Source organism: Syntrophus aciditrophicus SB, from assembly GCF_000013405.1.
GTDB classification, from domain to species: domain Bacteria; phylum Desulfobacterota; class Syntrophia; order Syntrophales; family Syntrophaceae; genus Syntrophus; species Syntrophus aciditrophicus.
This window is the reverse complement of sequence record NC_007759.1, coordinates 274,778-287,848: the sequence shown is the minus strand read 5'-3', so window position 1 is coordinate 287,848 and position 13,071 is coordinate 274,778. Positions and strand designations below refer to the sequence as shown.

Below are 13,071 nucleotides of genomic sequence, written 5' to 3'. Positions count from 1 at the left end.
CGGGATTATCAAGTAGAGGAAAGAGCCTGTAAAATGAGGTCTTATGTATGAATAAACAGGAAATAATAACAGACTGTTTTCCTGATCAAGGATATTCCGAAGGATTCATTCTGATCGCCAAACAGGGAAAGAGATCATGATCCGTTCGATTCTGCTGATTCTTGTGGGGGTGTCCATCACGGCGGTCCTGTGCTTCTGGGCTGTGGTCTTCTCCCTCCTCGGCGCGGGAGAAAACCGCATTCACAAACTCGCCCGGCTCTGGGCGAGGATTCTGCTTTCTCTTTCCCATATTCCCGTCAAGATATACGGCCGCCACAACGTTCTTATCGACGGTCCTCAAATCTTTGCAGCCAATCACCAGAGTGACGTGGACACCCTGGTCGCCCTGGCCAGCGTGCCTGTTCCGTTCCGCTGGATTGCCAAAAAGGAACTCTTCAGGATCCCCCTGTTCGGCGCCGCCATGCGGAATGCGGGTTACATTCCCATTGACCGGAGAAATCATGACAGCGCCTTGAAAAGCATGGAAGAGGCGGCGCATATCATTCGAAAGGGGCATTCCGTCATGACCTTCCCCGAAGGGACAAGAAGCAGCGATGGAACGATCCAACGGTTCAAACAGGGGACATTCCATCTGGCGATCCAGGCCGGAGTCCCCATTATTCCGATCACGATCATCGGCACCAGCGCCGTCATGCCAAAGCGCTCCCTGAAGATCACGCCTGGCGAAATCAGGGTGATCATCGACAAGCCCATCGATGTCAGTGGCTACACGATTGAAACCCGCCAGCAGCTTATTGACGAAGTGCGCAACACCATCGTCGGCAACTACCGGAAATATCAGATTTCCGCCGGCATCCATCCCAACGGGAGATGCACTGACACCTCCAGGATAGATCCATGAAAAATAATTCTTCGAATCATAATAAGCCCTCCCGTTCCTCATGGAACCATGAAATTCATGGCGTCATCAGTCTGACCGCGGCCCTTTTTCTTCTCCTGTGTCTTTTCTCCTGGTCTCCACAGGATCCCTCCTTCACCCACTTCGTCCCCACGGAAGGTCCGGTCCATAATCTCATCGGCCGATTCGGCTCTTATCTTGCCGACACCCTGATCCGGCTGTTCGGCCTGGGAATTTTTCTGCTGCCCGCCGGCCTGCTGCTGATATCCGTCCTGCATTTTATCCGGCCGGACATCAAATCGGGAAAAGCGGGCGTCTTCGGATTCCTCGCCGTGATGACGGCTTTCTGCGGACTTCTTTCTCTTCTGGCTCCGGAATTTTTCATCTTTGGCGTTTCGCTCCGATCCGGTGGACTGCTGGGTGAGGGGCTGACGAGTCTGCTGTCGTCCTGGTTCGGTTCCGCGGGAGCCTTTATTCTGCTCTTCGTTACCCTGACCCTTTCCCTGATGATCCTCTTCCGTTTCTCGCTTCTGTCTACGGGAAACCATCTGAAGGCGGGGATGACAGCCGGTGGGCAGGCCCTGATGCGTCTGTTCCGGAAAGGGAAACCCCTCCTGGCCGAAAAGAAAGAAAAATCCCCGCGCATCAGCACGCAGAAAACGGTATCTCAAACGGCAACGGCAAAAGAGCCGCCACCGGAACCGGCTCTCCCGATCCATCCTCCGCACCGGGGGGCTTACACGCTGCCGCCGCTCTCGCTCCTTGACTTCAAGGAGCGGAAGGATACGAAGATCAGGAAAGACGCCCTGCTGGCCAATTCCCGGACTGTGGAGAAGACTCTGGCCGATTTCGGCGTGGAGGGGAAAGTCGTGGAAGTTCAGCCCGGCCCTGTCGTGACCCTCTACGAACTGGAACCGGCGCCGGGGGTCAAGATCAATCGGATCACGACCCTTTCCGACGACCTCGCCCTCGCCCTGAAGGCGCCCAGCATCCGGATCATGGCTCCGATCCCCGGAAAGGCCGCCGTGGGCATCGAAATCCCCAACGGCAACAGGGAAACCGTTTATCTCCGGGAAGTTCTGGACAGCGATGCCTTCCAGGAATCCCGCCTGGTCCTTCCCATCGCCCTGGGCAAGGATATCGTCGGCGTCCCGATGGTCACGGACCTGACCCGCATGCCCCATCTGCTCATCGCCGGGACGACCGGCTCGGGAAAAAGCGTTTCCCTCAACGCCATGATCTGCAGCATCCTGCTCAAGGCCGCGCCGGAGGAGGTCAAGTTTCTCATGATCGATCCCAAACGGCTGGAGCTGTCCTCCTATGAAGGCATCCCCCATCTCCTCCATCCCGTGGTGGTGAATCCCAAGAAGGCGGCTCAGGTTCTCAAGTGGGCAGTGGAGGAAATGGAGCGGCGTTACCAGTTGATCGCGGCGGCCGGCGTCAAGAACATCGACTCCTACAACAAGGCGGTCCCTGCCGTTCCTCAACAGCAGCCCCTGCCCGGACTGATGCCATCCGGACAGGTTTCGCAGGATTCGCCCTCAAAGTTGCCCTACATCGTCATTATCATCGATGAACTGGCGGACCTCATGATGGTCGCCCAGAAAAACGTGGAGGATTCCCTGACCCGGCTGGCCCAGATGGCCCGGGCGGCAGGCATCCATCTCATGCTTGCGACACAGCGCCCCTCCGTGGACGTCATCACCGGCCTGATCAAAGCGAACTTCCCCACGCGCATCTCCTTCCAGGTCTCCTCCAAGGTGGACTCCCGAACCATCCTCGACCAGCAGGGCGCGGAAAGCCTGCTGGGCTCCGGGGACATGCTCTTCATCCCCCCTGGCTCCGCCAGAATGACGCGGATTCACGGGGCCTTCGTCTCCGACCGGGAGATCGAGCGGATTACCGAATACATCAAACAGCAGGCGCAACCTACTTATGACGAATCCATTTCCCAGTATGAAGTGGACGCGGATTCGAAGGAAGCGGAAAAAGGCGATGAGGACTTTGACGAAAAATACGACGAAGCCGTGGAACTGGTGACGGATCTTGGTCAGGCCTCCATTTCCCTGGTCCAGCGCTACATGAAGATCGGCTACAACCGGGCCGCCCGCCTCATCGAGCGCATGGAGGCGGAAGGCATCGTCGGTCCTTCCGACGGCGCGAAACCCCGGAAGGTCCTGGTCGGAAAGATGCCGCGATGAGAGAAACCTCCGTCCATATCGTCAGCCTCGGCTGCCCGAAGAATCTCATCGATTCGGAAGTCATGGCCGCCCTGCTGGAACAGGCGGGTTGCCGGATCGTATCCGGCCCTGAAGAAGCCGATATCCTGCTGCTTAACACCTGCGCCTTCATCCTCCCGGCGCGGGAAGAATCCATTGACGAGATCTTTCGCCTGGCGGAGTGGAAGAAAGCGGGCAAATGCCGGCACCTGATTGTCACCGGCTGTCTGCCCCAGCGATACGGCGCGGAACTGGCGGCGGAACTCCCCGAGGTTGACCTGTTCCTGGGAATTTCCGAGGTGCCCAACATTGCGGACCATCTCCGGGTTCTGATGGAAGGAAAACATTCAGAGAAGAATCGCGTCATCGTCACCAATCCCCTGTTTCTCATGGACGCCGGCCATCCCCGTCTTCTTTCCACGCCCCCGTACAGCGCCTACCTCAAGATCGCCGAGGGGTGCTCCAACCGCTGTTCCTACTGCATCATCCCGCGGCTCCGGGGAAAAGCGCGCAGCCGACCAATCGAGGACATCCTCCGGGAAGCGGAAGACCTGGTGGATCGGGGCGTCCGCGAACTGATCCTCGTCGCCCAGGATACCACCGCCTACGGCCGGGATCTGGAAGGGAAACCGACCCTGGCCCTCCTGCTGCGGGAACTGGCTGGGCTTAACACTCTGGCCTGGATTCGCATTCTCTACACCTATCCGACCGGCCTGACGGATGAACTGCTGAACGTCATCGCCAACCAGGACCGGATCTGTTCCTACCTGGATGTCCCGATCCAGCACATCGATGACGACATCCTCGCGGCCATGAAACGCCGGGGCGACAGCCACCTGATCCGGAATAGCCTGGAGCGCGCCCGGGCAGTCATCCCCGATCTCGCCCTCCGGACCTCTCTCATCACAGGCTTCCCCGGTGAAACGCCCGCCAAGTTTCATCGCCTTATCGCCTTTGTTCAGGAAACCCGTTTTGATCATCTGGGGGTTTTCCCCTATTCGCCCGAAGAAGGGACTCCGGCAGAAAAGCTCCCCCGCCAGGTCTCGCAACGAACGAAAGAGACCAGGCGCAATCTGCTGATGGAAGAACAGGCTGTCATCTCCCATGAGATCAACCAGACTCTGGTGGGCTCCCTTCAGGAGGTGCTGATTGAAGGACCGAGTTCGTCTCCCGATTATCCCATGATCGGCCGCTGCCGCCGCCAGGCCCCGGACATCGACGGCCTTACCTACGTAAAAGGCGGGAAGCAGCCCTTCCTGCCTGGCTCCCTGGTTCAATGCCGGATCGTCGCTGCGGATGATTATGATCTTTTTGCTGAAGTGATTTCGTCACCGGACTGAAGGAAAACGACATATCTGACAAAAAACGCGTCTTCATCAGTTCTGTCCAAAAGGAGCTCGAATTGGAGCGGGCCGCCGTTTCAGGCTTTATTGCCACGGCCCCCTTTTTGATGAACCATTGCAGCCCGATTCTTTTTGACAACGAACATCCCGCTTCCGGCCCGGTTTCCATGCCCTATCTCGACATGTGGTGCGTGGTACAGCCTATCGCGATGTCCAGTTTCTTCTTGACCTGAGCATCATCGAAAGGAGAGGGCAAAGGTGTTCGATCCGGCATGCCCTTGCAGGAGAGCGGACGTAATCATCCGAATTTAAAGAATAATCTTCATCACGTCGATAAAAAGAAACTCAAAACCCCCTTGGGAATCGTTTACGTTTCCTGCACTCCAGAATGCCGTTTCATGCAAAAGTTTTACGACCATGCCGACCTCATCGATTCCTTCATCAAGAATCCCGATAAAGCATCTTACTTCTTTCCCTACTCATAGAAACCGGAAACGAAGGCAAAGGCGATAACAAGGCAGGAAAATTTAAACCCTGACGTCATTCTTAAAAAGGGAATGACATCCTTATCGTGGAAATTAAAAAGGATGGTGATGATTCGAAGAAAAATGTCGTCAAGCATCGCGATGGCAGCAGACATTTCGAGGAATTGAACAAAGCCCTTGAATTCAAGAAATTACCGCTGAGATACTGTTCAAGTTCCTCACGCCAATGATTACGATGCCTTATCCGAAGCGGTTCGATCCGGCAGTTTCAGGAAATGGAAGTCAGAACTGATGATTTCTTTGGAATAGCTGCAGATCGTTAAAGGAGTTACTGTAATCCAGTTGTGTGGCGCCCGCCGCATGAATAATTGCCGGACTATTTCGAAGTAGCTCTATAAGCAGATTTTTGATCTTGGAAGTCTCATACATGGCGTATGACATTTCAAGGCGGAATTCCCTGCTCCCTGATCGGCAAGCGGATACAATTTCAGGATCAAAACCATAGATACAGGCAGATGATGAAGAAAAATAAGAATGCAATCGTAAAACGGCAGGCCAAGTCTAAAGAAAAGGCAAAAAAGAAACGGCAGATTCACCTTTTTCCCGAGGAGGTGCAGCCGGAGCCTCCCACCATGTTCATGCACATGAGAAAGGTTATCTTTCCAGGCAGGAAATGTCCGTTCTCCTCGACAGTCTGGAGGCCATGGAACTGAACTTCCTGAAGCCCCTCCGGCAACTTTATCAATAATCGTCACTCAGGATTGCCGGATTGCTGTCGCGGCATATCCTCCTGTTCCGTGCCCGGAATCACCTGATTTGAAAGGGCAGCCGATTGAAAGTTGCTAAATACAGGCATCCGGCGGCAATTACGCAGGAAACAGAGTTCTAAATATCGAGGAGCTCTGCATAAATTCTAATGTTCCCATGGCGTCACCAGCCACTTCAGGCAGCCGTCCTTCCTGTTGCCGAAGATGTCGTAGCCTCGCAGGATGTCGTTTAACGGCGCTTGATGGGTGCATAAGAAGCCGGTATTGATTTTTCCCTCTTCGATCAGCCTGATCAGTTTCGGAATCCGATCGATCGGCGCGAACCCCCAGCTCAGGCTGATATTTCTGCCCCAGGCGGCATCCAGAGGAACAGTCACCGGTTTTTGAAAAATGCTGGCGGTAGCGATTTTCCCTCCGCCCCGGACGGCCTGGAAGGCGATATCGAACGTGGTCTGCATGCCCGCGCATTCGATGGTTTTGTCGGCGCCCCGCCCATCGGTAAGTCCCTGGACGATTTCAACAACGCGATCCTTCACTGGGTTGAGGGCCAGATCCGCCACGCCTGCTTTCAGGGCCGCATCCAGCCGGTACGGATTGGTGTCGACGGCGATAATCCGCGACGGTTCCCGGAGCCTTGCCGACGCCATGGCGCACAGACCGACCGGACCGGCGCCCACCACGACCACCGTTTCACCGCGTTGAATGTCCCCCATTTCCGCCCCGTAATAGCCCGCCGACAGGACATCGCCGCAGAACAGGACATCCTGAAAAGTCAGGGATTCGGGAATTTTGAAACAGTAACGATCGGCCCCCGGGAGGCGTACGTATTCCGCCTGGCCGCCGTCCGGCCCATTCATCCCGAAAGAGCCGAACCCCGTCTTTTCGCAGCGGGCATGGAGGCCCTGTCTGCAGGACCGGCATTCCCCGCAGAAGGCGACGCAGGAGACGACGACCCGATCTCCGACATTCAGACTTTTCACCGCTGGACCGACTTCCATGATTTCAGCGCAGAATTCGTGGCCGACGATCAGCGGAGTTCTAACTTCCGGCAGGCCGCCATGGACAATCTGAACATCGCTGCCCGAAATCGACGATAACGTGACCCTGCCAATGACATCATCGGGTTCCAGGATGACGGGCGCCGGGACATCTTCCAAGCCGTACCGACCGGGCCCACGGTACACCATCGCTTTCATTGTGTCGTCCATTCTGATACCCTCCAGTTTTTCCTTCATTGAAATGATCGACGGATGACCATGTCATGCAATTCCATGTCAAAGCGCTCTCTTCGCCGTCTTCATGATCGATTCCTCGATGGTTGGATTGTATACGCCTGCCCCGCCTCTGCCTCGCCGCCTTGATATCTTTTATGACCCGGAACGGGACAAACCTGTCATATCAGGGGTTCCGACCGGGAAATTGCACTTTGACAGAGTGTGGAACTGGTGTTAAATATTAAGAAAAGTTCTGCAGTGTTTAAAGCGACAGTCATCTCGGCACCCCTTTCTGAGTGCTGGAGGAGAATCAACATGTTCGTTTGTTTCCTGAAGCGAGGAGGCTTTCCATGGACCGGTTTCGATGGGAAGAAGAGAAGGAACAGCGGCAAGCGGAATATCTGAAACGACACGAATACATGGCCAGGCTCTTTGTGGAAGACCGCCTGACCTTCGAACGGGAGCGCAAACGGCTTCTTGACGAATTTTTCAACGGCATTGAAGATAAAGACAGGCGCCGGCGATTGCGCACTCTGCAGACGTCCTTCGAAGAGAAAATGAAGCACGCCGGGTCAGCCCGCAATCGCTTCGTCCTGGTCCAGACCTTTTTCTGGGATCATTTCCTCAAGACCTGGCAACCCTGCATCCGGAAGATGGATACCCTGCTCAAAAACTACGCAGGAAAAATCGCCGATCTTTCCGACCCCTCATAACTTCTTGTAGATACAATAATTCCGCGAGAAGGCCCTCAGGCCGAAAAACCTTACGGCCGGCGATTCTGATAGGTGTAGGAAACGGCAATCCCAGCCGAAAACTTCTCGGAATACCGGCCTTCCATATTCAGATGAAACCCTTTGCCCAGAGGCACAAGAATACCCGCAAAGCCTCCCGCCTCCCTCCTGTTTTTTATCGTACCCTCGCCGGCCGCCAATCGAAGTCCCGCAATGCTCCTCGACGGGGATACATCGGCTTCGGAATAATAGACATAGGGTCCGGCATACAGTTTGATCCCACAGGGTCCTACGGCCTGCAGACCGATTCCCGATTCAATATCCCAGAGGTTTTTCACTTTGAGTTCCGTGGTATAAAATCTGCCATTTGAAATGCCCGAAACGTTGTCCCTGAAGTCGCTGAAGAAGTAAGAACCCTGGATGAAGATTCCGATTCCAAGGGTCTTCCGGAAGGGATAGAAGACCTTCGCCCCCAGGGCGCCAAAGATGTTTTCCCTGTCTTCGAAATCTAATCGGGACGACGTTGTCGATCCAGAGGATCGAAAGGCATCGTCGATTTCCAGATCGGCGATGCCGATTCTTCCATATACTTCCCAGAGATTACTGGCACCCCAGGCTGCCTGCGAGTAAATCTGCTTCTGCCTGATGACGTATTCTTCACCATTCTCGAATTTATTCTCATGGTGCGCATATCCGATGGCGGTATTCAACCCGCCGTCCTTCCTGGAAAGAGGCTGCGGTGGACCGAAAAGGCCGCCCGCGGCAGCGGTTCCTGAAATCAAAAATAAGATCAGAAAGACAATCGTTGTGAATTTAAGAATTTTCTCAATCATTCCGTCCCCCCGATTTCCTTTTGTTCTGCCTGCGACACAGTCTCCTTGAGGCTTTGCAGCAAGGATGCCCTTGCTCGACCCTTACCGTCCGGTCATTTTTTCTGCGTTTCCACCGATCCAGAATGTTCCATCTTGACCTTCCGGGCGTCAATCTTCTTCTTCCGGTACTGGACAAAGGCATCCCGGATGGAGACATAAGGATCGATGGCCGCTCCCTTGAGCGCCTCATAATCCCCTATAGTCAGGGAGGTCTCGTTTACCGCTTCATATCCATGAACGGCCGCCGGCGTGTACCAGGGATTCAGATAATTAACGGGATCGAGGAAAAATCCACCCACGATGTCTGCGGAATCCCGCAGACTGGAAGGACCGAATACCGGCCAGACGAAATAAAACCCATGCCCCACACCGTAAACACCGAGGGTCTGCCCCAGATCCACATCCTGTTTCGGGATATTCAACTCCCTGCTCGATGACGCATCCAGAAAACCTCCGATACCCCAGATTGTGTTGACGGTGAAACGGCCTGTTTCCGTGGCAACGCCGCGGAAATCCGCCTGCAGCAGGCAGCTTAGAAATCGGAACGGAAAGGCCAGATTGGAAAAGAAATTCCGGACACTGATCCGCGCCGGCTCGGGTACAACCTTGCCATAGGCCTGGCCCACGGGCTTGAGCAGCCAGAAATAAAGCTTGTCGTTGAAATGATACATGGCCCGGTTGAAGGGCTCCAGGGGATCGGAGATCGTTACTGTCGGCTGCTCCTCACCTTCTTCCGGCAGATAGTCCGATTCCAGGTCATCGGAAACATCTGTTTCCTCTGCACCTTCCGCCTCCGGCGCATTAAGGGATTCCATCGGGTCGGAAACGTTCCCGGCTTCTTCGTCTCCTTCTGCCTTCTCTTCAGTCCTTACGGCTGCGGCAGCGCAAATCTGCATGCCTTGGACATGCATCGGCCCGGGCGTTGCAGACATTTCCGGCAATCCCCGAACAACAGGGGCTTCATGAATGGATTCTCCTGCAATCCCCTGCTGTAAGGGCGCCACAGTTCCCGCCGGGAAAATCGAAGCATCCGATCGATCGGCGGAACCCGCAACAATGCTAAGGACAAGAAGAAAAAAAACGGATAAGCGGAGCTTTTTCATGGACAGAACCCCTCTTTCGTTTTGCCTGGATTTTACTGCTGTTCCTTCACCTTTTTCCTGAGGGTCTGAAGCAGTTGTTCGGGCTTCTGACCGTTCAGGATTTCATTGAACTGCGTACGGTAATTCTGGATCAGACTGACGTTCTCCACAACGACGTCATAGACCTTCCAGATGCCTCCCTTCTGAATGACCCGGTAGGTGATGGGAATCGTCTTGGAAGACGTCACAATTCTCGTCGTAACCTCGGCCTGGTTTGCCGACAGCATTCTCTCTCTGTCAAAAACAATTTTCTCATTCGTATAGGACAGGATTTTGTCGATGTAGGCATTCTCCAGCACCTGCCGGAAGAGATGAACGAATTCCTGACGCTGAGCGGCGTTGAGGCTGTTCCAGTGTCTCGCCAGGGCGCGCCGGGACAGTTCGACCTCATCGAACATGCGCTCGTAGATCACCCGGAGTTTCTCTTTTTTTACCGTTTTGGCTGACGCCGGCTTGAGTGCCGGATCGCGCAGAACCTCAAGCACCTTGTTCACATTGACCTGAACCGTATCCAGAGGCACACCGGCAAATACAGATGAAGGCAACAGCAGAAGCAACAGGAAAATAACGTTCATGAACAGTCTCTTCATAATTCATCCTTTTTATTTTTTGTCTGTATTATCCGTACTGTCCGCTTTTTTTACCTCTCCGAAGGCGTACTTGCTGACGAGGTTCTCGATATCCAGCGCCGGCTGCGTTTCCGTAATTGTCCCGCCCGGCTGAAGAGGATCTCCGCCGCCCCCCGGATCGATGCTGAGATATTTGTCACCGATGAGTCCTTCCGTTTTGATGGAGGCAATAGCGTCGTCATAGATCTTGATGTCCTTCCTGATACTCATTTCCACGACAGCCCGCAGATCCTGCTGGTCTATGGCAAGCTTTTCCACCCTGCCGATTTCGATGCCCAGCATATTCACAGGACTGCCTGACCGCAGACCGGACACCGAGGTAAAGCGGGCAGACAATTTATAGGTGTCATCGCCGAAAAGGGAGACATGACCGAGTTTCACGGTCATGTACCCGATCAGGATAATTCCGACAGCGAGAAAGATGCCTACCGTTGTTTCCATGGCGTACTTTTTCATGAATTCACTCCTGCGTGGCGCACTGTAGTCGGCCAATTTCTTTTTGTTGACGCTTTGCGGACTCGATGACGGAATCTATTTCTTCCAGAGGGTTCCCCTGGGCCAGTCCGGCATGAACGACAAATTCGATGCATTCTCCGGAAGTCGCCTTCCTCCTTGTTCCCTCCTGGATTTGACGGATTCCTTCCTGCAGATCGGGGATAAAATCCTTCACAATGGCCTCTGCCTCAGCCCGATCCGAATAGGGAAGCATGGTCACAAATTCGTTAAAACTGATACGGGTGGAAAAGCCCCCGATGGGAGCAAAGTGTTTATCAATAAACAATCCCATGTAATGAATCGTCTTTTGCGCCGCATCGTAACCCAAAGCGGTGATAACGGCATCCAGAGCCTCCAGAGTGAAAACCAGGACCGTATAGCTCTCACCCAATGCGCTGCGTTTCAGATTCGCATGATAGAGGACCTTGAACTGCCGCTTGGACCGCAGCCCCGTCAACTCTTCCTGCAGCCCTTCCAGACTGCGGATGACTTCATCCTTGAACGGGTGCTCGAAATCTTCAAGCTCCTCCACAGTCCCCTGAAAAACGATGGTTCGATCATAAAGAGCGAGAATCCGGTTGGAAATAAAATATACATCTGGAATTTCATGACTCACCAGAACCGCTGTAAATCCGAATTTTCTCTGATACTGGGCAATCATGCTCAAAATCGCGTTTTTCCGGACGGGATCCTGACCGGAAGTAGGTTCATCGAACAGGACGATCTGCGGATCGATGACGAGCGCCCGCGCCAGGGCCACTCGTTTCTGCATGCCCCCTGAGAGTTCGGAGGGATACTTGTGAACAGCGTCGATGAGTTCCGTCTGTTCGATTCTCGCCATGACCCGGCGCTCGATTTCCTTTTTTTTCAGGTTCATCGTCTCCTGGAGAGGCAGCGCAATATTTTCATAAACGGTCATGGAATCGAAAAGCGCATTGTCCTGAAACATGTAACTCATCCTCCCGAGGGCGGCATACCTCTCTTTTTTGGACATCCCGTTCAGAGGCTTTCCCCGGAAAAGAATAGTCCCTTCATCCGGTTTGAGCAAACCGATGATATGCTTGAGAAGAACGCTTTTCCCCCCGCCGCTGAGGCCGATGATGGTTGTGACCTCCCCTTCATAGATCTTCAGGTTGACCCGGTCCAGAACGGTTCGGTCTCCGAAGCGTTTCGTCACGTCCTGAAATTCAATCAATGGTATATCCATAAGCTCCTCTAAATCAGAAGAGAAGTGACCACGTAATCCGATACCAGAATCAGCACGCAGGAAAGCACAACGGCCGAGGTTGTGGAGAGGCCGACGGCCTTGGCCCCGTGGCTGTCCGGACGCATGTGGGCAAAATAGCCCTGATAACAGCAGACGGTGGAAACGATAACAGCAAAAACAATGGCCTTGATAAATCCCTCGTTGACATCCGACATTTCCACGCTGGACTGAACCCGATGAAAAAAGGTGCCGGCATTCGCTCCCATGATCAGGACCCCGGAAATGTAACTGCCCAGTATGCCGATGAGGTCAAAGAGCGCCGTAAGCACGGGAAAACTGATGATTGCCGCCGCGATTCTCGGGCTGATGAGGTATCTCAATGGATCAATGTGCATGGTGTCAAGAGCGTCAATCTGCTCCGAGATGCGTTCAATACCGATCTGGGCTGTTATCGCCGAACCGGCCCTGGCGGTTATCATGATCGCCGTGAGAACAGGGCCCAGTTCCCGAATCAGCGACAGGGCGACGAGGGTGCCGAGCGCCCCTTCCGCGCCCACCTGAACCAGGGCATGGTAGGACTGGAGCCCCAGGACCATGCCGGTAAAAAGCCCGACCAGCATGATAATCATCGTGGAACGCGCCCCGATATAATAGATCTGCTGAGTGATCTTCATCAGCTGCCGGGGACGGAAGATTTTCAGGGCAGCGAGCAGTAGGAAGATGGCCGCAGCCCCGGAATTGTTGATCCAGCTGATCACCGATCTTCCGAGTTGGGCAAACGGCCAGGACAGCAGCCTGATGGCATTCCACCCTGCTTTTTCCTCGGAACTTTCCTGAATATCCGGACGCATCGCCACGGTCACGGTCTCCGTTCGAGCAAGTTTTTTAAACAGCAGTTCTGCATATCAATCCCCCGCGCCGCAAGTCAAGAATAAGTTTCCTCGACTGGACAAAACGAAATTCATCCCCAAATTCTTTATGTAGAGATAAAAATCTCCAGAGGAGAATTATCATGAAAAAGTTTTTTCTGCTCATTGCGATCCTGGTGTTGACCTGGGGATGTGAAGGC

The 13,071-nt window shown here is 54.1% G+C and carries 12 protein-coding genes; 5 read left to right on the top strand and 7 right to left on the bottom strand.

Annotated features, from left to right (window positions below; translation table 11 throughout):
- Nucleotides 1–136 precede the first annotated feature (136 nt).
- The 4 genes from SYN_RS01325 to SYN_RS16155 all read left to right on the top strand — a co-directional run bounded on the left by SYN_RS01325 (nt 137) and on the right by SYN_RS16155 (nt 4,693).
- Entirely contained in the window at nt 137–901 is a 765-nt protein-coding gene (locus tag SYN_RS01325; RefSeq protein WP_011416185.1) for a lysophospholipid acyltransferase family protein, read from the top strand.
- A complete protein-coding gene (locus SYN_RS01320) occupies nt 898–3,099 on the top strand; it encodes a DNA translocase FtsK (protein ID WP_011416184.1) in 2,202 nt (733 codons plus the stop codon). The genes SYN_RS01325 and SYN_RS01320 overlap by 4 nt, the downstream gene beginning before the upstream one ends.
- Nucleotides 3,096–4,457: a 30S ribosomal protein S12 methylthiotransferase RimO gene (rimO, locus tag SYN_RS01315; protein ID WP_011416183.1), complete on the top strand. Its 1,362-nt coding sequence runs from the start codon at nt 3,096–3,098 to the stop codon at nt 4,455–4,457. Before SYN_RS01320 ends, rimO begins: the two co-directional genes overlap by 4 nt.
- 62 nt (nt 4,458–4,519) lie before the next feature.
- Nucleotides 4,520–4,693 (top strand): hypothetical protein, encoded by a 174-nt coding sequence (locus SYN_RS16155; protein WP_011416182.1) that lies wholly within the window; start codon nt 4,520–4,522, stop codon nt 4,691–4,693.
- 1,165 nt (nt 4,694–5,858) lie between these two features.
- On the opposite strand, the gene SYN_RS01300 is transcribed toward SYN_RS16155, so the two are convergent.
- A complete protein-coding gene (locus SYN_RS01300) occupies nt 5,859–6,920 on the bottom strand; it encodes an alcohol dehydrogenase (protein WP_041585237.1) in 1,062 nt (353 codons plus the stop codon).
- A gap of 356 nt (nt 6,921–7,276) precedes the next feature.
- On the opposite strand from SYN_RS01300, the gene SYN_RS01295 reads away from it, so the two are divergent.
- The gene (locus SYN_RS01295; RefSeq protein WP_041584585.1) at nt 7,277–7,639 is read left to right on the top strand and encodes a hypothetical protein; all 363 of its coding nucleotides are present in this window, start codon (nt 7,277–7,279) and stop codon (nt 7,637–7,639) included.
- Between the two features lie 50 nt (nt 7,640–7,689).
- Here the strand turns inward: SYN_RS01295 and SYN_RS01290 are convergent, their stop codons facing one another.
- The 6 genes from SYN_RS01290 to SYN_RS01265 all read right to left on the bottom strand — a co-directional run bounded on the left by SYN_RS01290 (nt 7,690) and on the right by SYN_RS01265 (nt 12,853).
- Entirely contained in the window at nt 7,690–8,490 is an 801-nt protein-coding gene (locus SYN_RS01290) for a hypothetical protein (RefSeq protein ID WP_011416176.1), read from the bottom strand.
- Between the two features lie 92 nt (nt 8,491–8,582).
- Nucleotides 8,583–9,632, bottom strand: coding sequence for an MlaA family lipoprotein (locus SYN_RS01285; RefSeq protein WP_011416175.1), 1,050 nt, complete (start codon nt 9,630–9,632; stop codon nt 8,583–8,585).
- Nucleotides 9,633–9,664: 32 nt separating this feature from the next.
- On the bottom strand, nt 9,665–10,246 hold the full coding sequence (locus tag SYN_RS01280) for an MlaC/ttg2D family ABC transporter substrate-binding protein (RefSeq protein WP_158302885.1): 582 nt from the start codon (nt 10,244–10,246) through the stop codon (nt 9,665–9,667).
- Between the two features lie 27 nt (nt 10,247–10,273).
- Nucleotides 10,274–10,756, bottom strand: a complete 483-nt coding sequence (gene mlaD, locus SYN_RS01275; RefSeq protein ID WP_041584584.1) for an outer membrane lipid asymmetry maintenance protein MlaD — start codon at nt 10,754–10,756, stop codon at nt 10,274–10,276.
- A 4-nt stretch (nt 10,757–10,760) separates the two neighbouring features.
- The gene (locus tag SYN_RS15625) at nt 10,761–12,002 is read right to left on the bottom strand and encodes an ABC transporter ATP-binding protein (RefSeq protein WP_011416172.1); all 1,242 of its coding nucleotides are present in this window, start codon (nt 12,000–12,002) and stop codon (nt 10,761–10,763) included.
- Between the two features lie 8 nt (nt 12,003–12,010).
- A complete protein-coding gene (locus tag SYN_RS01265) occupies nt 12,011–12,853 on the bottom strand; it encodes an MlaE family ABC transporter permease (protein WP_049749865.1) in 843 nt (280 codons plus the stop codon).
- Nucleotides 12,854–13,071 lie beyond the last annotated feature (218 nt).

What these genes read in the sequence shown, in the direction of transcription:
- SYN_RS01325 (WP_011416185.1), top strand. Translation starts at nt 137, where the DNA reads ATGATCCGTTCGATTCTGCTGATTCTTGTGGGGGTGTCCATCACGGCG.
- SYN_RS01320 (WP_011416184.1), top strand. Translation starts at nt 898, where the DNA reads ATGAAAAATAATTCTTCGAATCATAATAAGCCCTCCCGTTCCTCATGG.
- rimO (WP_011416183.1), top strand. Translation starts at nt 3,096, where the DNA reads ATGAGAGAAACCTCCGTCCATATCGTCAGCCTCGGCTGCCCGAAGAAT.
- SYN_RS01300 (WP_041585237.1), bottom strand. Translation starts at nt 6,920, where the DNA reads ATGGACGACACAATGAAAGCGATGGTGTACCGTGGGCCCGGTCGGTAC.
- SYN_RS01295 (WP_041584585.1), top strand. Translation starts at nt 7,277, where the DNA reads ATGGACCGGTTTCGATGGGAAGAAGAGAAGGAACAGCGGCAAGCGGAA.
- SYN_RS01290 (WP_011416176.1), bottom strand. Translation starts at nt 8,490, where the DNA reads ATGATTGAGAAAATTCTTAAATTCACAACGATTGTCTTTCTGATCTTA.
- SYN_RS01285 (WP_011416175.1), bottom strand. Translation starts at nt 9,632, where the DNA reads ATGAAAAAGCTCCGCTTATCCGTTTTTTTTCTTCTTGTCCTTAGCATT.
- SYN_RS01280 (WP_158302885.1), bottom strand. Translation starts at nt 10,246, where the DNA reads ATGAACGTTATTTTCCTGTTGCTTCTGCTGTTGCCTTCATCTGTATTT.
- mlaD (WP_041584584.1), bottom strand. Translation starts at nt 10,756, where the DNA reads ATGAAAAAGTACGCCATGGAAACAACGGTAGGCATCTTTCTCGCTGTC.
- SYN_RS15625 (WP_011416172.1), bottom strand. Translation starts at nt 12,002, where the DNA reads ATGGATATACCATTGATTGAATTTCAGGACGTGACGAAACGCTTCGGA.
- SYN_RS01265 (WP_049749865.1), bottom strand. Translation starts at nt 12,853, where the DNA reads ATGCGTCCGGATATTCAGGAAAGTTCCGAGGAAAAAGCAGGGTGGAAT.